The 19,966-nt window shown below is 63.5% G+C and carries 18 protein-coding genes; 7 read left to right on the plus strand and 11 right to left on the minus strand.

The annotated features are described in order from the left end of the window. The first annotated feature begins 1 nt into the window (after position 1). From F6X59_RS03430 to cmoB, 5 genes are all read left to right on the plus strand, one after another. Positions 2-2,413 carry a glucose/quinate/shikimate family membrane-bound PQQ-dependent dehydrogenase gene (locus F6X59_RS03430; protein WP_152954560.1) on the plus strand — a complete coding sequence of 804 codons (2,412 nt, stop codon included), beginning with the start codon at positions 2-4 and terminating at the stop codon, positions 2,411-2,413. A 159-nt stretch (positions 2,414-2,572) separates the two neighbouring features. Beyond that, positions 2,573-5,017 (plus strand): endopeptidase La, encoded by a 2,445-nt coding sequence (gene lon, locus F6X59_RS03435; protein ID WP_152954562.1) that lies wholly within the window; start codon positions 2,573-2,575, stop codon positions 5,015-5,017. Between the two features lie 108 nt (positions 5,018-5,125). Continuing rightward, positions 5,126-5,518 (plus strand): protease inhibitor I42 family protein, encoded by a 393-nt coding sequence (locus tag F6X59_RS03440; protein WP_103449375.1) that lies wholly within the window; start codon positions 5,126-5,128, stop codon positions 5,516-5,518. An 89-nt stretch (positions 5,519-5,607) separates the two neighbouring features. After that, a complete protein-coding gene (gene cmoA / locus F6X59_RS03445) occupies positions 5,608-6,351 on the plus strand; it encodes a carboxy-S-adenosyl-L-methionine synthase CmoA (RefSeq protein WP_346652637.1) in 744 nt (247 codons plus the stop codon). Continuing rightward, positions 6,348-7,304, plus strand: a complete 957-nt coding sequence (gene cmoB / locus F6X59_RS03450) for a tRNA 5-methoxyuridine(34)/uridine 5-oxyacetic acid(34) synthase CmoB (protein ID WP_152954565.1) — start codon at positions 6,348-6,350, stop codon at positions 7,302-7,304. Before cmoA ends, cmoB begins: the two co-directional genes overlap by 4 nt. Before the next feature lie 70 nt (positions 7,305-7,374). Here cmoB and F6X59_RS03455 read toward each other — a convergent pair whose 3' ends face one another. Then, on the minus strand, positions 7,375-7,578 hold the full coding sequence (locus tag F6X59_RS03455) for a hypothetical protein (protein ID WP_152954567.1): 204 nt from the start codon (positions 7,576-7,578) through the stop codon (positions 7,375-7,377). A gap of 242 nt (positions 7,579-7,820) precedes the next feature. Between F6X59_RS03455 and F6X59_RS03460 the strand changes: the two genes are divergently transcribed. Then, on the plus strand, positions 7,821-8,495 hold the full coding sequence (locus tag F6X59_RS03460) for a heavy metal response regulator transcription factor (RefSeq protein ID WP_054884998.1): 675 nt from the start codon (positions 7,821-7,823) through the stop codon (positions 8,493-8,495). Next, positions 8,492-9,874, plus strand: coding sequence for a heavy metal sensor histidine kinase (locus tag F6X59_RS03465; RefSeq protein ID WP_346652636.1), 1,383 nt, complete (start codon positions 8,492-8,494; stop codon positions 9,872-9,874). The genes F6X59_RS03460 and F6X59_RS03465 overlap by 4 nt, the downstream gene beginning before the upstream one ends. 46 nt (positions 9,875-9,920) lie before the next feature. Here F6X59_RS03465 and pdxJ read toward each other — a convergent pair whose 3' ends face one another. From pdxJ to rpoE, 10 genes are all read right to left on the minus strand, one after another. Further along, entirely contained in the window at positions 9,921-10,643 is a 723-nt protein-coding gene (gene pdxJ / locus F6X59_RS03470; protein WP_152954894.1) for a pyridoxine 5'-phosphate synthase, read from the minus strand. 61 nt (positions 10,644-10,704) lie between these two features. Continuing rightward, positions 10,705-11,388, minus strand: coding sequence for a DNA repair protein RecO (gene recO / locus F6X59_RS03475; protein ID WP_152954570.1), 684 nt, complete (start codon positions 11,386-11,388; stop codon positions 10,705-10,707). Positions 11,389-11,557: 169 nt separating this feature from the next. Further along, entirely contained in the window at positions 11,558-12,460 is a 903-nt protein-coding gene (gene era / locus F6X59_RS03480) for a GTPase Era (protein ID WP_016498176.1), read from the minus strand. Next, the gene (rnc, locus tag F6X59_RS03485) at positions 12,453-13,142 is read right to left on the minus strand and encodes a ribonuclease III (RefSeq protein WP_060508426.1); all 690 of its coding nucleotides are present in this window, start codon (positions 13,140-13,142) and stop codon (positions 12,453-12,455) included. The genes era and rnc overlap by 8 nt, the downstream gene beginning before the upstream one ends. A 161-nt stretch (positions 13,143-13,303) precedes the next feature. Next, positions 13,304-14,158 (minus strand): signal peptidase I, encoded by an 855-nt coding sequence (gene lepB, locus F6X59_RS03490; RefSeq protein WP_152954572.1) that lies wholly within the window; start codon positions 14,156-14,158, stop codon positions 13,304-13,306. Positions 14,159-14,163: 5 nt separating this feature from the next. Further along, the gene (gene lepA / locus F6X59_RS03495; protein ID WP_372240288.1) at positions 14,164-15,963 is read right to left on the minus strand and encodes a translation elongation factor 4; all 1,800 of its coding nucleotides are present in this window, start codon (positions 15,961-15,963) and stop codon (positions 14,164-14,166) included. A 182-nt stretch (positions 15,964-16,145) separates the two neighbouring features. Then, a complete protein-coding gene (locus tag F6X59_RS03500; protein ID WP_152954574.1) occupies positions 16,146-17,582 on the minus strand; it encodes a DegQ family serine endoprotease in 1,437 nt (478 codons plus the stop codon). A gap of 187 nt (positions 17,583-17,769) precedes the next feature. Then, the gene (locus F6X59_RS03505; protein ID WP_152954576.1) at positions 17,770-18,735 is read right to left on the minus strand and encodes a MucB/RseB C-terminal domain-containing protein; all 966 of its coding nucleotides are present in this window, start codon (positions 18,733-18,735) and stop codon (positions 17,770-17,772) included. Positions 18,736-18,747: 12 nt separating this feature from the next. Then, positions 18,748-19,338, minus strand: a complete 591-nt coding sequence (locus F6X59_RS03510) for a sigma-E factor negative regulatory protein (protein WP_152954578.1) — start codon at positions 19,336-19,338, stop codon at positions 18,748-18,750. A gap of 31 nt (positions 19,339-19,369) precedes the next feature. Beyond that, on the minus strand, positions 19,370-19,951 hold the full coding sequence (gene rpoE, locus F6X59_RS03515) for an RNA polymerase sigma factor RpoE (protein ID WP_003252049.1): 582 nt from the start codon (positions 19,949-19,951) through the stop codon (positions 19,370-19,372). Positions 19,952-19,966: the final 15 nt, after the last annotated feature.

Raw genomic sequence — 19,966 nt, forward strand, 5'->3', positions numbered from 1 at the left:
GATGAGCACTGACGGTGCCAACCAAGGAACCCGCTGGCTGCCACGCCTGATGGGCGTGTTGCTGTTGCTGATGGGCCTGGCCCTGCTGGCCGGCGGCATCAAGTTGAGCCAGCTGGGCGGCTCGCTGTACTACCTGATTGCCGGTATCGGCTTTGCCCTGTCGGGCGCCCTGCTGCTGGCCAAGCGCCGCCTCGCCCTGGGCCTTTATGGCGTGGTGCTGCTGGGCAGTACGGTGTGGGCGATGCTGGAAGTGGGCCTGGACTGGTGGCAACTGGTGCCGCGCCTGGCCATCTGGTTCGCCATCGGCGTGGTGTTGCTACTGCCGTGGGCCCGTCGCCCGCTGACCGGCCCTGCATCCAGGGCCAACACCGCGCTGCTGAGCGTTGCCGTGCTGGCTTCGGGCGCCTGTGCCTTGGGCAGCCAGTTCACCCACCCGGGTGAAGTGTTTGGCGAACTCGGCCGCGACAACAGCGAAATGGGCAGCGCCGCACCGGCCATGCCGGATGGCGACTGGCAGGCCTATGGCCGCACCGAGCACGGCGACCGCTATTCGCCGCTGCGCCAGATCACCCCGCAGAACGCCTACCGCCTGGAAGAAGCCTGGCGCATCCGCACCGGCGACCTGCCGACCGACAACGACCCGGTCGAACTGACCAACGAAAACACCCCGCTGAAGGCCAACGGCATGCTCTATGCCTGCACCGCCCACAGCAAGGTGCTGGCCCTGGACCCGGACACCGGCGCCGAAATCTGGCGCTATGACCCACAGATCAAAACCCCGGTCGGCACGTTCAAGGGCTTCGCCCACATGACCTGCCGCGGCGTCTCGTACTATGACGAGAACAGCTACGTCAGCCGTGACGGCAGCCCGGCACCGAAGGTGTCCGACGCCGGCCAGGCCGTGGCCCAGGCCTGCCCACGCCGCCTCTACCTGCCGACCGCCGACGCCCGCCTGATCGCCATCAACGCCGACAACGGCAAGGTCTGCGAAGGCTTCGCCAACCAGGGCGCGATCGACCTGACCACCGGCATCGGCCCGTTCACCGCAGGCGGCTACTACTCCACCTCGCCCGTGGCGATCACCCGCAGCCTGGTGATCATCGGTGGCCATGTCACTGACAACGAGTCGACCAACGAACCGTCCGGCGTGATCCGCGCCTACGACGTGCACGACGGCCGCCTGGTGTGGAACTGGGACAGCAACAACCCGGACGACACCAAACCGCTCGCCGCGGGCAAGATGTACAGCCGCAACTCGGCCAACATGTGGTCGCTGGCCAGCGTCGACGAAGACTTAGGCATGGTCTACCTGCCGCTGGGCAACCAGACCCCTGACCAGTGGGGCGCCGACCGCACCCCAGGCGCCGAGAAGTACAGCGCCGGCGTGGTCGCCCTCGACCTGGCCACCGGCAAGGCCCGCTGGAACTACCAGTTCACCCACCACGACCTGTGGGACATGGACGTCGGTAGCCAGCCGACCCTGGTGCACCTGAAGACCAAGGACGAGGTGAAGCCGGCGATCATTGTGCCGACCAAGCAGGGCAGCCTGTACGTGCTCGACCGCCGCGACGGCACACCGATCGTGCCGATTCGCGAGATCCCGGTGCCGCAGGGCGCGGTCAAGGGTGACCACACCGCCCCGACCCAGGCCCGCTCCGACCTCAACCTGCTGGGCCCTGAGCTGACCGAACAGGCCATGTGGGGTGCCACGCCATTCGACCAGATGCTCTGCCGCATCCAGTTCCGCGAGCTGCGCTACGAGGGCCAGTACACCCCGCCGTCCGAACAGGGCAGCCTGATCTACCCGGGCAACGTCGGCGTGTTCAACTGGGGCGGCGTGTCGGTCGACCCGGTGCGCCAGCTGCTGTTCACCTCGCCCAACTACATGGCCTTCGTGTCGAAGATGGTGCCGCGTGAGCAGGTGGCCGCCGGCAGCAAGCGCGAGAGCGAGACCAGCGGTGTACAGCCGAACACCGGCGCGCCCTACGCAGTGACCATGCATCCGTTCATGTCGCCGATCGGCATCCCCTGCCAGGCACCCGCCTGGGGTTATGTGGCAGCCATCGACCTGTTCACCAACAAGGTGGTATGGAAGCGCAAGAACGGCACTACCCGCGACAGCACCCCGGTGCCGATCGGCATGCCGGTGGGCGTACCGAGCATGGGCGGTTCGATCGTCACCGCCGGTGGCGTCGGCTTCCTCAGCGGCACCCTCGACCAGTACCTGCGCGCCTATGACGTGAACAACGGCAAGGAACTGTGGAAGGCCCGCCTGCCAGCGGGTGGCCAGGCCACGCCGATGACCTATACCGGCAAGGACGGCAAGCAGTACGTGTTGATCGTCGCCGGCGGCCATGGCTCGCTGGGCACCAAAATGGGCGATTACATCATCGCTTACAAATTGGCTGAGTAACGCCATCGAGCCCCGCTCAGGGGCTCATTTACCTGTACCGGCGATGCCGCCGGTACAGGCCAACAAAGATGAAACCCTCCCCCTGCGCCCTTCGTCTACCATTGAAACCCATCCCCCCGCGCCCCATCTAAGCACCATAGTCATTCACGCAGGTGCCCCATGAGCGACCAGCAGGATTTCCCGGAACAACCCGACGAACACAGCGCAATCGAACAGCCTGACACCCAGGCCGACACCGGCCACGGCCACGGCCACGGCCACGGCCACGCCCTCGCCCTGCCCGGCCAGCAGTTGCCGGACAAGGTCTACGTGATCCCGATCCACAACCGCCCGTTCTTCCCCGCGCAAGTGCTGCCGGTAATCGTCAACGAAGAGCCCTGGGCCGAAACCCTCGACCTGGTGGCCAAGACCGAACATCACTCGCTGGCTCTGTTCTTCATGGACAGCCCGCCGGAAGACCACCGCCATTTCGACACCTCGGCCCTGCCGGAGTACGGCACCTTGGTCAAGGTTCATCACGCCAGCCGTGAAAACGGCAAGTTGCAGTTCGTTGCCCAGGGCCTGACCCGGGTGCGCATCCGCACCTGGCTCAAGCACCATCGCCCACCGTACCTGGTCGAAGTCGAATACCCGCGCCAGCCGGCCGAGCCGACCGACGAGGTGAAGGCCTACGGCATGGCGCTGATCAACGCGATCAAGGAGCTGCTGCCGCTCAACCCGTTGTACAGCGAAGAGCTCAAGAACTACCTCAACCGCTTCAGCCCCAACGACCCGTCGCCCCTCACCGACTTCGCCGCCGCGCTTACCTCCGCCACCGGTAATCAGCTGCAGGAAGTGCTCGACTGCGTGCCCATGCTCAAGCGCATGGAGAAGGTCCTGCCGATGCTGCGCAAGGAGGTCGAGGTCGCGCGCCTGCAGAACGAGATTTCCGCCGAGGTCAACCGGCAGATCGGCGAGCACCAGCGCGAGTTCTTCCTCAAGGAACAGCTCAAGGTCATCCAGCAGGAGCTGGGCCTGACCAAGGACGACCGCAGCGCCGACCTCGAACAGTTCGAGCAGCGCCTTGCCGGCAAGACCCTGCCCAAGCAAGCGCAAAAGCGCATCGACGAAGAAATGGGCAAACTGGCCATCCTCGAGACCGGTTCGCCCGAATACGCTGTCACCCGTAATTACCTGGAGTGGGCCACCGCCCTCCCCTGGGGGGTATACGGCAAGGACAAACTCGACCTCAAGCATGCGCGCAAAGTGCTCGACCAGCACCACGCCGGCCTGGACGACATCAAGGAACGTATCCTCGAATTCCTCGCCGTCGGTGCCTGGAAAGGCGAGATCAGCGGCTCGATCGTACTGCTGGTGGGCCCGCCCGGGGTGGGCAAGACCAGCATCGGCAAGTCCATCGCCGAATCCCTCGGCCGGCCGTTCTACCGTTTCAGCGTCGGCGGCATGCGCGACGAGGCCGAAATCAAGGGCCACCGCCGCACCTACATCGGCGCCCAGCCGGGCAAGCTGGTGCAGGCGCTGAAGGAGGTCGAAGTGATGAACCCGGTGATCATGCTCGACGAGATCGACAAGATGGGCCAGAGCTATCAGGGCGACCCCGCCTCGGCGTTGCTGGAAACCCTCGACCCGGAGCAGAACGTCGATTTCCTCGACCACTACCTGGACCTGCGCCTGGACCTGTCCAAGGTGCTGTTCGTGTGCACCGCCAACACCCTCGACTCGATCCCCGGGCCGCTGCTCGACCGCATGGAAGTGATCCGCCTGTCCGGGTACATCACCGAAGAGAAGCTGGCCATCGCCAAGCGCCACCTGTGGCCCAAGCAGCTGGAAAAGGCCGGCGTGGCCAAGACCAGCCTGAGCATCAGTGACAGTGCCCTGCGCACGGTGATCGAGGGCTATGCCCGTGAAGCCGGGGTGCGCCAGCTGGAGAAACAGCTGGGCAAGCTGGTGCGCAAGGCCGTGGTCAAGCTGCTGGAAGCCCCGGACGCCAAGCTCAAGATCGGCAACAAGGACCTCGAGGCCGCCCTGGGCATGCCGGTGTTCCGCAGCGAGCAGGTGCTGTCTGGCAAAGGCGTGATCACCGGCCTTGCCTGGACCAGCATGGGCGGTGCGACCCTGCCGATCGAGGCCACCCACATCCACAGCCTCAACCGCGGGCTGAAACTCACCGGGCAGCTAGGTGATGTGATGAAGGAATCGGCGGAGATCGCCTACAGCTACATCAGCTCGAACCTGAAGCAGTTCGGTGGCACACCTGGCTATTTCAATGAAGCGTTCATCCATTTGCACGTGCCCGAGGGCGCCACGCCCAAAGATGGCCCCAGTGCCGGGGTGACCATGGCCAGCGCGCTGCTGTCGCTGGCCCGCGACCAGGCGCCGAAAAAAGGTGTGGCCATGACTGGCGAGCTCACCCTCACCGGCCAGGTACTGCCGATTGGCGGCGTGCGCGAGAAAGTGATCGCGGCGCGGCGGCAGAAGATCTTCGAGCTGATCCTGCCGGAGCCGAACCGCGGGGACTTCGAAGAACTGCCGGACTACCTGCGTGAAGGCCTGACCGTGCATTTCGCCAAGCGCTTCTCCGACGTCGCCAAAGTCCTGTTCTGACCAGCACCGGCCTCATCGCGGGTGAACCCGCGATGAGGCCAGCACTGACAACACAAAACCCCACCAGCATCGGGTATCCTCAGGCCATCGCCAGCCTCCGGAGCCACCATGACCGCATCTCGTCTGCTCGTTCCCCTGAGCCTCGCCCTGCTCGCTGCCTGCGCCCAGCAGCCAAAACAGACCGTCGAACTGGACGCCGAAAGCGAATGCCCCAAGCGCCTGCAGGTCGGCCAGAGCCTCACCCTGACCCTGCCCAGCAACCCCACCACCGGCTACCGCTGGCTGGTACAGAACCCTGCATCCAACGTGCTGCAAAGCCTGGGCCCTGAGGTCTACAGTGCCCCCGAGGACGCCGGTATCGTCGGCAGCTCGGGCATCTCGACCTGGCGCTACCAGGCCCGCACCGCCGGTGAAGGCCACCTGGTCCTGGTCTACCAGCAGCCCTGGGCGCCGGAAGTGCGCCCGGTACAGACCTTCGATTGCGCCATCCGGGTCAACTAAACGCAAAGCGCTGGTCAGCCAACCATGCATCCACGTCGCGGTTTGGCTAGAATGCCGGCCCTGCATATTGCCAGCCGCCTGGATTCACCGTGAGCAAACAACCCGACCGCCTTTTCGCCCAACCTCTGGAGCAAGTCCCCGACTTCGTGTTCAACGAAGACGTGGTGCGCGTGTTCCCGGACATGATCAAGCGCTCGGTGCCCGGTTACCCGACCATCGTCGAAAACCTCGGCGTGCTGGCCGCGCGCTTCGCCCAGCCGAACACTGCGCTGTATGACCTGGGCGCCTCCCTGGGTGCCGTCACCCAATCGCTGCGCCGCCATGTACGCAGCGACGGCTGCCGGGTGATCGCAGTGGACAATTCCGCCGCCATGGTCGAGCGTTGCCGCCAGTACCTCACCGCCCAGGACTCGATGTTCCAGGAATTGCTGCCGGTCGACGTGCTGGAAGCCGACATCCTCACCCTGCCCTTCGAACCGGCTTCGGTGGTGGCAATGAACTTCACCTTGCAGTTCATCGCCCCTGAACAACGCCTGGCGCTGCTCAGCCAGATCCGCCAGGCACTGCTGCCCGGCGGCGCGCTGATCCTCTCGGAGAAACTGCGTTTCGCCGATGACGAAGAGCAGACCCTGCTCAACGAACTGCACCTGGACTTCAAGCGGGCCAATGGCTACAGCGAACTGGAAATCGCCCAGAAGCGCAGCGCCATCGAGAACGTGATGAAGCCCGACACCCTGCAAGCCCATAAAGAACGCCTGCACGCGGCCGGCTTCACCAAGGTGGTGCCGTGGTTCCAATGCCTCAACTTTGCCTCGCTGATAGCCCTGCCATGATCGATCTGTCCCCCCTCGTCCGCCGCCTGGCGGGCACGCCCCTGGCTTCCTGGTCCCAGGGCCTGCAAGCACAACTGCAAGCCAAGCTGGAAAAAGGCCACGGCGACCTCGACCGCTGGCGCGGCGCGCTCGACGCACTGCCGAACCTGCAGCCCAGCGAAATCGACCTGACTGACGGCCTGCGCCTGGATTGCGCATGTGATGACGCCACCCGTGCGCAGATGCGCCAGGCGCTGATGGGCCTGTCGCCCTGGCGCAAGGGGCCATTCGACCTGTTTGGCGTGCACGTCGACACCGAATGGCGCTCGGACTGGAAGTGGTCGCGGGTCGGCCCGCACCTCGACCTCAAGGGCAAGCGCGTGCTCGATGTCGGTTGCGGCAACGGCTACTACCAGTGGCGCATGCTCGGTGCCGGTGCCGACATGGTCATCGGCGTCGATCCCAACTGGCTGTTCTTCTGCCAGTTCCAGGCCGTGCAGCAATACCTGCCCGAACTGCCCGCGTGGCACCTGCCCTTCGCCCTGGAAGAGCTGCCAGCCAACCTTGAAGGCTTCGACACCGTGTTCTCCATGGGCGTGTTCTACCACCGCCGCTCACCCATCGAGCACTTGCTGGCGCTCAAGGACTGCCTGGTCAAAGGCGGCGAGCTGGTGCTGGAAACCCTGGTGATCGAGGGTGACGAAAACCAGGTGCTGGTGCCCGAAGACCGTTACGCGCAGATGCGCAACGTCTGGTACCTGCCGTCGGTACCGGCCCTGGAACGCTGGTTGCGCCGCGCCGGCTTCACTGACGTGCGTTGCGTGGATGTAAGCGTCACCAGCATCGAGGAACAGCGCAGTACCGAATGGATGCGCTACCAGTCGCTGGGCGATTTCCTCGACCCGAACGACCACAGCAAGACCATCGAAGGCCTGCCCGCCCCGCGCCGCGCCACCCTGCTGGCGCGCAAATAAAAAGGGCGTCCCTATGGACGCCCGAATCACACCTGTGCCGGGGAGCAGTGCCGGCACAGCTGCTGTTGCCTCAGTCCTTGGCCACCTCGCGGGCCTTCTCCTGTGCCTTGCGCTCGCGCTCGGCGATGGCCTGTTGCTTGTCGCCGTGCAGGCGCTCCTGGTCCTGGCGGAATGCTTGCCAGAACTGCTTGGAACGTTCGCCGCCGCCTTCGGCGTAGGCGCTGGCGCTGCCCAGGGCGAGGGCCGCCAGGAGCAGGTATTTGGTCAGGTTCATCGTGCTTGCCTCGTTGATAACCGATCAGACAGGGCAATCCTACCCAGGGGCAGCTAACGCCAAGGTGAGGCGGACATTACAGTCTTGCAATGTGCCCTTGGCAGGCAGCCAGTTAACACCAGGATTACAAATCCGTTATCTAGGCCGATGGGGCATTCGCATGCCGTAACATCCTGCGGCTTGACCCTGAAGCCCCTACAGGCTTGAGAATCCTGCCCTTTCCAGCACACCGAGCCCCGCCCATGCGCCTACTGATCATCGAGGACGAACTGCGTACCGCCGACTACCTGCAACAAGGCCTGCGCGAAAACGGCTATGTAGTCGATTGCGCCCACACTGGCACCGATGGCCTGCACCTGGCGCGCCAGCAGCCCTACGAGCTGATCATCCTCGACGTCAACCTGCCCGAGCTGGACGGCTGGACAGTGCTGCAGCGCCTGCGCGCCGAATCGGCCACGCGGATCATGATGCTGACGGCCCATGGTCGCCTGTCAGACCGGGTCAAAGGCCTGGACCTGGGCGCCGATGACTACCTGCTCAAACCGTTCGAATTCCCCGAGTTGCTGGCCCGTATTCGCAGCCTGCTGCGGCGTAACGATCAACAACTGCAACCGAGCACACTGCGCGTCGCCGACCTTGAGCTGGACCCAGGCCGCCACCGCGCCTACCGCGCTGGCAAACGCATCGACCTGACCGCCAAGGAATTCGCCCTGCTCCACCTGCTGATGCGCCAGAGCGGCGAGGTGTTGTCACGCACGCAGATCATCTCGCTGGTGTGGGACATGAATTTCGATTGCGACACCAATGTGGTCGAGGTTTCGATCCGCCGCCTGCGGGCGAAGATCGATGATCCGTTCGAAGACAAGCTGATCCACACCTTGCGCGGTGTCGGCTACGTACTTGAGGCCCGCGTGTGAAGCACGCCAGCCTGTCACTGCGCCTGGGCCTGAGCGTGACCCTGATGGGCGCCGCCCTGGTGTTGCTGCTCGCCTGCCTGGCAGTGTTCGCCCTCGACCACGAACTGGACAGCCGCGCCCGCAAGGACCTGGCGCGCAAGATGCTGCAGGTGGAACACAACCTGCGGGTCGACCTGCGCAGCGAAGACCTTGGCAGCCGCGCCCATCCGTTGCTCGACCTGGTGATGGGCCATGACAACCTCAGCCTCAGCGTACTGGCCCTTGAGGGCCGCCACCCGCACCTGCTCAGCCTCGGCCCTGCGCTTGAGTCCCGGGTAGGCGAACTGCATACCGATTCACGGCTGAACTACCACGAGTGGCGTGACAGCAGCGGCAAACAGATCCTCACCGTCACCCGGCAGATGCGCCTGCGCGACGACACCCCGGTGCGGGTGATGATGTCGCTCAACCGCGCCGACGACCATGCCCTGCTGCAAGCCTACCTGCACTCGACGCTGCTGGCCCTGCCCCTGTTGCTGCTGCTGATCGGCGCCGGCGCCTGGTGGCTCGTGCAACGCGGCTTGCAGCCACTGCGCCACTTTCGCCGCATCGCCGGCCAGGTCTCAGCCCAGGACCTGCAACACCGGCTGCCCGCGACCGGGTTACCGCAGGAGCTGGCGGAGCTGGCACGCAGTATCAACGTGATGCTCGATCGCCTGGACCAAGGCGTGCGCCAGCTGTCGCAGTTTTCCGACGACCTGGCCCACGAGCTCCGGACCCCGCTGAGCAACCTGATGGGCAAAGCCCAGGTCACCCTGGCCCGTGAGCGCGACACGGAAAACTACCGGGAAGTACTGGAAGACAGCATCGAGGAGCTGACCCGGCTCAACCGCATCATCAACGACATGCTGTTCCTCGCCCAGGTCAGCCAGCCCCAGGCGCAGGTGGCGCTCAAGCCGCTGGCGTTGGCGGACGAAGCGGCGCAGGTGAGCGAGCTGTTTGCCTTCAGTGCCGAGCTGAAGGATATCGAGCTGCGTCTGCAGGGCTGGGGGACGGCGCTGGTGGATCGGCTGATGTTCCAGCGGGCGCTGTCGAATCTGTTGAGCAATGCCATACGGCACGGACCAGACGGACAGGCGGTGAGGCTGGGCGTCGAGCGCCAAGGCAGCGAAGTACTGATGTGGGTGGAGAATCAGGGGCCGGGGATTGCCGAAGAACATTGGCCGCAGTTGTTCGAGCGCTTTTACCGGGTGGGGTCGGGGCGTTCGCGGCTGGAGGGCGGGACGGGGCTGGGGTTGGCGATCGTGAAGTCGATCATGCAGTTGCATGGGGGGCGGGTCGAGGTCCGCAGCAGGCTTGAAGGGCCAACTCGGTTCACCTTGGTGTTTCAAGCGGAATAAAGGGCTGCCTGTACCCGCGAAGAGGCCAGTACAGGCAGCCGATGAATCAGCGCGAAGCCGCGACGATCAACGCCTTCATCTCGGCCACAGCGGCCTTGAAACCGACGAACAGCGCATGCGCAACCAAGGCATGGCCGATGTTCAGTTCATTGATGCCCTTGATCGCCGCTACTGCCTCGACGTTGTGGTAATGCAGGCCATGGCCGGCATTGACGATCAGCCCCTGACCCACGCCAAACGCCACGCCATCGACGATGCGCTGCAGCTCCTCGGCCACTTCGGTCGGTGTTTCGGCATCAGCATAACGCCCGGTGTGCAACTCGATGGCCGGGGCACCGACACGGCGCGAAGCCTCGATCTGCCGCTCGTCGGCATCGATGAACAGCGACACTTCAGCACCGGTACGCGACAGGCGCTCAACCGCCGCCTTGATCCGCGCCTCCTGGCCGGCCACGTCCAGGCCACCCTCGGTGGTCAGCTCCTGACGGGTTTCGGGGACCAGGCAGATATGCGCCGGGCGGATTTTCTCGGCGAAGGCCATCATCTCTTCAGTGACGCCCATTTCGAAGTTCATGCGCGTCTGCAGCACGTCCTTGAGCAGCACCACGTCGCGCTCCTGGATATGCCGCCGGTCTTCGCGCAGGTGCACGGTGATGCCATCGGCGCCCGCTTCCTCGGCATCCAGCGCAGCCTTGACCGGGTCCGGATAGCGGGTGCCGCGGGCCTGGCGCAGGGTTGCCACGTGGTCGATGTTGACGCCGAGAAGCATGCGGTTGCTGTGAGTCACGAAAGGCTCTCCTGAAGATTGAGCCACACAGCATACGACGTGCTCAGCGCTTGCGAAACAGTTCCCGGCTGACCAGCGGCTTTGCCCCCAGGTGCACCGCCAGTGCCTGGCGCATCAGGCGCTTGGCGGCCAGCAAGGCGCCAGGGGCATCCCAGTCGGCCTGGGCCAGGGCCAACAGCTCGGTGCCGTTGAACAGCCCAGGCTGGGCCAGGTACACCCGCTCCAGGCCAGCGTCGACCCGCAGGCGGTACAGGCCGACGGCTTCGATCGGGTCTTCGTTGATGTCGTGGCTGAGCGAAAAGGTGTAACCCAGGTCTTCCAGCAGCCGCCATTCGAAGGAGCGCAACAGGGGTTCGAGCGGCCTTCCTGCTGCCAATGCCTGAAGGGTCAGGGCGTAATGCTCGAACAGTTCGGGTTGCGGTGCCTCGGCGGGCAACAAGCGCATCAGCAGCTCATTGAGGTAGAGGCCGCTGAACAGCGCGTCGCCATTGAGCCACGCGGCAATGCCCACAGTGTCCAGGCGCCTGACGTTTTTCAGCTCACCTTTGCCGAACAGCTCCACTTCCAGCGGCACGAACGGCCGCACCAGGCTGCCACCCTTGCCGCGCGCACGGCGCAGCACCGCACGCATGCGGCCCTGTGGCGTGAAGAAGTCCACCAGAGCGCTGGTTTCCTTGTAGGCACGGCTGTGCAGGACGTAAGCGGGCTGGCCGACTGGCTGTTCCATAAAGATCACTCGTTACCTGCACCCGGTAATACTGCTTGTTGGGGCTGCTGTGCAGCCCATCGCAGGCAAGCCAGCTCCCACCCCGACCGCATCGACTTCAAGTCATGTGCAGTCCCTGTGGGAGCTGGCTTGCCTGCGATGGGCCGCAAAGCGGCCCCAACAATCTTGATTACAGGTCGCCGTAGCCCAGCGAACGCAGGGCGCGTTCGTCGTCGGACCAGCCGCCCTTGACCTTGACCCAGAGGTTGAGCATGACCTTGGAGTCGAACAGCACTTCCATATCCTTGCGCGCTTCAGAGCCAATGCGCTTGATGCGCTCGCCCTTGTCACCAATGATGATCTTCTTCTGGCCATCACGCTCGACCAGGATCAGTGCATGGATGTGCAGCACGTGGCCCTGCTGCTTGAACTCTTCGATTTCCACGGTGATCTGGTACGGCAGCTCGGCACCCAGCTGGCGCATGATCTTCTCGCGTACCAGTTCGGCGGCGAGGAAACGGCTGCTGCGGTCGGTGATCTGGTCTTCCGGGAAGAAGTGATCGTTTTCCGGCAGGTGCTTGGCAATCTGGGCTTCCAGCGCTTCCAGGTTGTGGCCCTGCTGCGCGGAAATCGGCATCACTTCAGCGTTCGGCAGCTGTTCCTGCAGCCACTGCAGGTGCGGGATCAACTCGGCCTTCTCTTCCATGCGGTCGGTCTTGTTGACGGCAATGATCAGCGGGCCGGTCACGTACTGCACGCGCTCCAGCACCAACTGGTCCTCATCGGTCCACTTGGTGCGGTCGACCACGAAGATCACCACGTCGACGTCCTTCAGGGCTGCCGAGGCGTTGCGGTTCATGTAGCGGTTCAAGGCCTTGTCGTTGGCCTTGTGCATGCCCGGGGTGTCGACGTAGATCGCCTGCACGTCACCCTCGGTCTTGATACCGAGCATGTTGTGGCGGGTGGTCTGCGGCTTGCGCGAGGTGATCGCCAGCTTCTGGCCGAGGATGTGGTTGAGCAAGGTCGACTTGCCCACGTTCGGGCGGCCGACGATGGCCACGTAACCGCAGCGGGTCGGATTGTTATCAGTCATTGCCATTCTCCACGCCCAGGGCGATCAATGCAGCAGCAGCGGCGACCTGCTCGGCGATACGCCGGCTGACGCCTTGGCCGCGGCTCTTGTTGTTCAGCAGCACCACTTCGCATTCGACGAAGAACGTGCGGCAGTGCGGTTCGCCCTGGATGTCGACCACCTCGTAGCGCGGCAGCTCGCAGCTGCGCGATTGCAGAAACTCCTGCAGGCGGGTTTTCGGGTCTTTGTTGGTGTCGACCAGGGTCAACCCTTCGAACTCGTCAGTCAGCCAGGCGAGGACACGCTCGCGCGCGGTCTGCATGTCCGCGTCCAGGTAGATGGCACCGATCAGCGCCTCCAGGGCGTCGGCCAGGATCGACTCGCGGCGAAAGCCTCCGCTCTTGAGCTCACCCGAGCCCAGGCGCAGGTAATCGCCCAGGTCGAAGCCACGGGCCAGGCGAGCCAGGGTCTCACCCTTGACCAGCCGGGCGCGCAGGCGCGACAGCTGGCCTTCGCGGGCCTGCGGGAAGCGCTCGAACAGCGCCTCGCCGGCGACAAAGTTGAGGATGGCATCACCGAGGAACTCCAGGCGCTCGTTGTTGCGCCCGGCGTAGCTGCGGTGGGTCAGGGCCAGCAGCATCTGCTCCTGATCCTTGAAGGTGTAGCCGAGCTTGCGCTCGAGACGGGCAAGGGAAGCAGTCATGCAGCCACCCGTTGGTTATTCAACGCGTTGTTCAAATCAACATCCTGAAAGACTGTTTGGCTGTGGTCCGTCGCGGCGAGCGGCGAATCTCTCGTTCCTTGAGAACACAGCCTATGTCAGAAATGCATTCGGCGCTGTCTGCAGGACAGCGCCGAAGGGTATCAATGGATCAGGCCGACCCGCGACAGGTTGGGCAAGTGGCTGAGCTTGGGCTCTGGCCAGCTCATCCAGACCGCGAAGGCCTTGCCGACGATGTTCCGGTCCGGAACCATGCCGTGCAGCGCTTGAGGGATTTTCGGGTCATCCCAGTAGCGGCTGTCGTTGGAGTTGTCGCGGTTGTCGCCCATCATGAAGTAATGGCCGGCCGGCACGGTCCATTGCTGGTCCGGCGGCATGCGATAGCGGGTCATTTCCTTGCGGATCAGGTGCTCGGCTTCGCCGAGTTTTTCCTTGTACAGCTCGGCGCTGCCCAGGGTACCCGGCTCGGCACCGACCAGTTGCTCGGCAATCGGCTGGCCGTTGACGAACAGCCGCTTGTCGCTGGTATAGCTGATCTTGTCGCCCGGCAGGCCGACCACACGCTTGATGTAGTTGACGTTCGGGTCGCTCGGGTAGCGGAACACCATCACATCGCCGCGTTGCGGGTCACCCACCTCGATGACCTTCTTGTCGATCACCGGCAGGCGGATGCCGTAGGAGAACTTGTTCACCAGGATGAAATCGCCCACTTCCAGGGTCGGTTTCATCGAGCCCGAAGGGATCTGGAACGGCTCGACCAGGAACGAGCGCAGCACCAGCACGATGAACAGCACCGGGAAGAACGACTTGCCGTACTCGACCAACAGCGGCTCTTTGCTCAGGCGCTCGACCACCGCCATTTCTGGCTGGGTGACGCTGCCCTGGTAGTTGGCGATCGCTGCCCGCCGGCGCGGAGCCAGGAACAGCAGATCAATCAAGCCCAGCAGACCGCAGACGAAGACGGCGATGACTAGCAACAGCGGGAAATTTAGCGACATAGGACCTAGCTATCCAACCTGAGCACGGCGAGGAAGGCTTCCTGTGGAATCTCCACGTTGCCCACCTGTTTCATGCGTTTCTTACCGGCCTTCTGCTTCTCCAGCAGTTTCTTCTTACGGCTGACGTCACCACCGTAGCACTTGGCCAGTACGTTCTTTCTGAGCGCCTTGACGGTCGTCCGCGCGATGATCTGGCCGCCAATGGCTGCCTGGATCGCCACGTCGAACATCTGCCGAGGGATCAGCTCCTTCATCTTCTCGGTCAACGCACGGCCTTTGTAGGCCGCGTTGTCGCGGTGCACGATCAACGCCAGGGCATCTACCTTGTCGCCGTTGATCAGTACGTCCAGCTTGGCCAGGTTGGCCGACTGGTAGCGATCGAAATGATAGTCCAGCGAAGCATAGCCGCGGCTGGTCGACTTCAGGCGGTCGAAGAAGTCCAGGACCACTTCGTTCATCGGCATGTCGTAGCGCACCTGCACCTGGCTGCCGAGGAACTGCATGTCGCGCTGCACGCCACGTTTCTCGATGCACAGGGTGATGACGTTGCCCAGGTGTTCCTGCGGCACCAGGATGGTCGCGGTGACGATCGGCTCGCGGAAGTCGGCCACCGCAGACACGTCTGGGAGCTTGGACGGGTTGTCGACGATGATGGTTTCGCCGGTTTTAAGTTCCAGCTCATAGATCACGCTTGGCGCGGTGGTGATCAGGTCCAGGTCGTATTCGCGCTCCAGGCGCTCCTGGATGATCTCCATGTGCAGCATGCCGAGGAAGCCGCAACGGAAGCCGAAGCCCAGAGCGTCGGAGCTTTCCGGCATGTACTGCAGCGACGAGTCGTTGAGGGTCAGCTTCTGCAGGGCGTCGCGGAAGTCCTCGAAGTCATCGGAGCTGACCGGGAACAGGCCGGCGTAGACCTGTGGCTGAATCTTCTTGAAGCCGGCCAGCACTTCGACTTCAGGCGTCGAGGACAGCGTCAGGGTGTCACCGACCGGTGCACCGTGAATGTCCTTGATGCTGGCGATGATGAAGCCTACTTCACCGGCTTTCAGGTCAGCCGTCTGGGTGTGCTTGGGGGTGAACACACCGACGCTGTCGACCAGGTGCACCTTGCCGGTGGACTTGACCAGGATCTTGTCGCCTTTCTTGACGCGGCCGTGGCGCACACGCACCAGCGAGACCACGCCCAGGTAGTTGTCGAACCAGGAGTCGATGATCAGCGCCTGCAGTGGCGCTTCGATATCACCTTCCGGCGCGGGGATGGTCTGCACCAGGCGCTCGAGCACCTCGTCCACGCCCATGCCGCTCTTGGCGCTGCAGGCCACGGCGTCGGTGGCGTCGATGCCGATGATCTTCTCGATCTCGTCCTTCACGCGGTCCGGGTCGGCCTGGGGCAGGTCCATCTTGTTCAGGACCGGCATGACCTCCAGGCCCTGTTCGATGGCGGTGTAGCAGTTGGCCACGGACTGGGCTTCGACGCCCTGGCCGGCGTCCACCACCAGCAGCGCGCCTTCACAGGCCGCCAGCGAACGCGAGACTTCGTAGGTGAAGTCGACGTGGCCGGGGGTGTCGATGAAGTTCAGCTGGTAGACCTTGCCGTCCTGCGCCTTGTAGTTGAGCGTGACGCTGTGGGCCTTGATGGTGATACCGCGCTCGCGCTCCAGGTCCATGGAGTCCAGTACCTGGGCTTCCATTTCGCGCGCCGACAGGCCACCGCACATTTGAATGAAACGGTCGGCCAGCGTCGACTTGCCATGGTCGATGTGGGCGATGATGGAGAAATTGCGGATATGACTCAAATCACTCACGGGTCAACACTCGGAAAAGGCTGCGAGCCGGACGCCCGCCGAAAAATAGCCGGGAATTGTACCTTAAGCTGCTGGGATATGGGAGATTCCTCTATCGGACTGTACACAGCATTCGCGCCTGCAATTGTGAACTTTCATGAAAAAGGGCAGCCAGAGCTGCCCTTTCCTACTTCTGAACCCGCTTATTCAGCGAGTTTGAAGGTGATGAAGCTGGCACGGCCCTGACGTAGCACGCGCATCGACACCGAACGGTTCTTTGGCAGGTCCTTGGCGATCTCGGTGAACTGCTTGGCCGAAGTGACCGCCTGGTTGTTCAGGTGGCTGATGACGTCACCCGGGCGCAGCCCGATCATCGCGGCCGGGCCGTCCTGGACTTCCTTGATGACCACGCCGCCCTTCAGTTCCAGGGTCTTCTTCTGCTCGTCGGTAAGGTCCGATACCGACACACCCAGGCGGTTGCTGTTGCGCTCGGCGCTGCCTTCAGGGCTGCTACCGGTGCCGATGTCGGCATCGTCATCCGGCATCGGGCCGACGGCGACGTCCAAGGTCTGGCGCTTGCCGTTGCGAATGATCTCGAGCTTGGCCTTCTCACCGTCCTTCAGGCTGCCGACCAGGTGCGGCAGGTCGGCCGACATGACGATCGGCTGGCCGTTCATGCTCAGGATCACGTCACCCACCTGCAGGCCGCCCTTGGCTGCCGGGCCGTTTTCCAGCACCTGCGCCACCAGGGCACCAGCCGGCTTGTCGAGGCCGAACGATTCAGCCAGGTCCTTGTTGACCTCCTGGATCACCACGCCCAGCCAGCCGCGGCTGACCTTGCCGTCTTTCTTCAGCTGGTTGGACACATCGAGCGCCACGTCGATCGGAATGGCGAAGGACAGGCCCATGAAGCCACCGGAACGGGTGAAGATCTGCGAGTTGATACCCACCACTTCGCCCTTCATGTTGAACAGCGGGCCACCGGAGTTACCCGGGTTGATGGCCACGTCGGTCTGGATGAACGGCACATAGGTGTCGTTGGGCAGGGTCCGGCCCTTGGCGCTGACGATACCTTTGGTCACCGAATGGTCGAAGCCGAACGGCGAACCGATGGCCAGCACCCATTCACCGACCTTGAGTTTCTCGGAATCACCCAGCTTGACGGTCGGCAGGTTCTTGCCCTCGACCTTGAGCAGGGCCACGTCAGTGCGTGGATCGGTGCCGATCAGCTTGGCCTGCAACTCGCTGCGGTCCGACAGGCGGACGATGATCTCGTCGGCATCGGCAACCACATGGTTGTTGGTCAGTACATAACCATCGCTGGAGATGATGAAGCCCGAACCCAGCGACATGGCCTCACGCTGGCGGTCACCGCGCGGCGAACGCGGCTGTTGCGGCATATTGCGTTCGAAGAACTCACGGAACATCGGTGGCAGGCCTTCGAGGTCCGGCATCTGCCCGGAGGCGACGCGGTCCGGCAGCTTCTGCTTGGTGCTGATGTTGACCACGGCCGGCGAGGCCTGCTCGACCAGGGTGGTGAAGTCCGGCAGGGCTTCATCGGCCTGGGCACTGAGCACCTGGCCGAGCATCAGCACGGCGGCGAACATCGTTAGGTAGGATTTCAAGCGTGGTATTGACATACGGCTCCCGTCACAACGAGCGGTAGTTGGAAATAGCCCTGCACAAAGCAGCAAAGGCCAGACTCCTAGAAGCCTGACCTATAGAAAATTTGCCGAAGGATTGCAAATGACAATGCTTTAATTTCATTTCAGCCGCGTGTCCGTTCGCCTGTGCATTGCCCTTGATCCGGCCCGCAAAAGCGCGCCGTTACTGGCGCGCCTGGGCATCCTGAGGGCGCATCGACAACGCGACACGTTCTGCCGTACCCAGCGGAATTTCGCCGACCACGGTGACCTGCACCTTGCCCTTGGGCGTGTTCAGGCGCCGGGAAACGGCCGAGGTCGGGCCAAGCTGGGTGCGCACATCGGCACCGGCATCATCCTTCACGGGTTCGAGGAACACCGAGAAGCGGGCCAGGCCATCGTCATACATCAGGCTGCTGATCGAGCTGTTGCGCTCGGGATCCCGGCGCACCGTACTGTTGATCAGCTCGAAACCCGGCGGCAGCCAGTCTGAGCGCCAGCCAGCGACGGCTTCGGTGGCGGTAGTGGGCGCACGCTCGATCGGCTTGCAAGCGGCACTGGCTTGCAGGTCCTGGTCGCTAGGCAGGTCGTCGGTGTCCAGGCGAGTCATCTGGAAGCGCTCGAGCAACTGCCCCTTGTCATTGAGCATCAATGAACGCAGTGGCAGGCCGGTGCGGCGGTCCAGATGAAGTTCGAACGCATAGCGATGCTGGTCACGCGGCGTCAACGTGACGATCACGGCGTCGCGGTCGGCGACCCGTGACCTGCCCGCCACGCTCAGGTCGTACCAGCTCATCAGCTTGAGAGGGTCAAGCGAACGCTGCGCAGAATCAGGAGGGCTGCCTACCCCGCTCGCCAAGGCACCACTGACGCACTGCACCTTGCCATCCACGCGCACGATTTCCTGGGCGGCGCCATCGAGCTGCAGAAGCCGCTCGCTGACCTTGCCGTCCTGAACGCGATGCCAGATATCGTGGGAAGAAAAGCTGCCGTTACGTTCGTAGACGAAGGCGCCTTGGTAACTCTGCTTCTGCTCGGCCTGTGCCAGCTTGTTCAACCATTCGCTCGCCTCGGGCGAGGAGTTGGCTGCCAACGCTGGCACCGTCATGCAGCTGCCTATCAGCAGCGACAGGAGAGGTAGCGCGCGCATGATCCTCCTTACTTAGCGGTTTTCCAGGCTGGCGGCGCGGGCATACGGCAGGGCGGTTTCAGTGCCCTTGAGCGCGGATTCCTGCGCGTGCTGGCGCAGATAGCCTGGCAGACGCTGATCCCAGCCGGCCTGGTTCTGCAGCACGCCGTTGGCCATCGGCCCGGTCGGTTGCTCACTGCTTTCACTATAGCCTGCCAAAACCGCCGGGCCCTGACTTTGTGGCAGGGTCAGGCCTTGCTGTACAGGCTGCTGGGCAGCCAGCTCGGCGCCGGTGATCTCGTCCTGGTTGTACATACGCACACCAGCCAGTACCGCCACGGTGACCGAGGCGGCCACGGCCAGGCGGCCAAGGCTGCGCCACGGGCCCTGCTTGACCTTGGCCGGCACGGCTTCGTCAGCCAGCGCGGCGGAGACCGCCGAGGCGATATCCAGCTTGGGCAGCAACAGCTCCTTGTGCATCGCTGCCCGGGCTACCTGGTAACGCGACCAGGTGGCACGGGTTTCGGCATCGTCGACGGCATTCAACACCCGACGCAATTCCAGTTCGTCCGCTTCGTTATCCATTACCGCGGACAGCGATTCCTGCAAAGCTTCACGACTCATGGCGGTTCCTCTCTTGGCTGTCGCCGCTGTCTCAGGTTTCCTGCAACAACGGCTGCAGGGCTTTGTCTATGGCCTCCCGAGCGCGGAAGATTCGAGAGCGCACGGTACCCACCGGACATTGCATGACGCTCGCAATGTCTTCGTAACTCAACCCGTCGAATTCACGCAGGGTCAATGCCGTGCGCAGATCTTCGGGCAGTTGCTGGATGGTGCGATGGACAGTGCCTTCGATTTCATCCCGCAACAACGAGCGCTCTGGGGACTCGAGATCCTTGAGACCATGATCGCCGTCGTAAAACTCCGCATCCTCGGAGCTCACATCGCTGTCTGGTGGCCGTCTTCCACGGGACACCAGGTAGTTCTTCGCCGTGTTGATGGCGATGCGGTACAGCCAGGTATAAAACGCACTGTCACCGCGGAAATTGCCAAGCGCACGGTAGGCCTTGATAAAGGCTTCCTGCGCCACATCCTGGGCCTCGTGGGTGTCGTGAACGAACCGCACGATCAACCCTAGAATCTTGTGCTGATACTTCAGCACCAACAGATCGAACGCTCGCCTGTCTCCGCGCTGCACGCGCTCGACAAGCTGCTGATCCTCTTCCTGGGTTAGCATGAACACTCCTCAGTG

The sequence above is a fragment of the Pseudomonas sp. MN1F genome, from assembly GCF_009391885.1.
GTDB lineage: Bacteria > Pseudomonadota > Gammaproteobacteria > Pseudomonadales > Pseudomonadaceae > Aquipseudomonas.

Bases quoted from the DNA above. Each gene is read 5' to 3' on its own strand.
- F6X59_RS03440 (WP_103449375.1), top strand. From the start codon at position 5,126: ATGACCGCATCTCGTCTGCTCGTTCCCCTGAGCCTCGCCCTGCTCGCT.
- pdxJ (WP_152954894.1), bottom strand. From the start codon at position 10,643: ATGCTTCTCGGCGTCAACATCGACCACGTGGCAACCCTGCGCCAGGCC.
- F6X59_RS03500 (WP_152954574.1), bottom strand. From the start codon at position 17,582: ATGTCAATACCACGCTTGAAATCCTACCTAACGATGTTCGCCGCCGTG.
- era (WP_016498176.1), bottom strand. From the start codon at position 12,460: ATGACTGATAACAATCCGACCCGCTGCGGTTACGTGGCCATCGTCGGC.
- recO (WP_152954570.1), bottom strand. From the start codon at position 11,388: ATGGAACAGCCAGTCGGCCAGCCCGCTTACGTCCTGCACAGCCGTGCC.
- F6X59_RS03510 (WP_152954578.1), bottom strand. From the start codon at position 19,338: ATGAGTCGTGAAGCTTTGCAGGAATCGCTGTCCGCGGTAATGGATAAC.
- rpoE (WP_003252049.1), bottom strand. From the start codon at position 19,951: ATGCTAACCCAGGAAGAGGATCAGCAGCTTGTCGAGCGCGTGCAGCGC.
- cmoB (WP_152954565.1), top strand. From the start codon at position 6,348: ATGATCGATCTGTCCCCCCTCGTCCGCCGCCTGGCGGGCACGCCCCTG.
- lon (WP_152954562.1), top strand. From the start codon at position 2,573: ATGAGCGACCAGCAGGATTTCCCGGAACAACCCGACGAACACAGCGCA.
- F6X59_RS03430 (WP_152954560.1), top strand. From the start codon at position 2: ATGAGCACTGACGGTGCCAACCAAGGAACCCGCTGGCTGCCACGCCTG.
- F6X59_RS03460 (WP_054884998.1), top strand. From the start codon at position 7,821: ATGCGCCTACTGATCATCGAGGACGAACTGCGTACCGCCGACTACCTG.
- rnc (WP_060508426.1), bottom strand. From the start codon at position 13,142: ATGACTGCTTCCCTTGCCCGTCTCGAGCGCAAGCTCGGCTACACCTTC.
- lepB (WP_152954572.1), bottom strand. From the start codon at position 14,158: ATGTCGCTAAATTTCCCGCTGTTGCTAGTCATCGCCGTCTTCGTCTGC.
- F6X59_RS03505 (WP_152954576.1), bottom strand. From the start codon at position 18,735: ATGCGCGCGCTACCTCTCCTGTCGCTGCTGATAGGCAGCTGCATGACG.
- F6X59_RS03455 (WP_152954567.1), bottom strand. From the start codon at position 7,578: ATGAACCTGACCAAATACCTGCTCCTGGCGGCCCTCGCCCTGGGCAGC.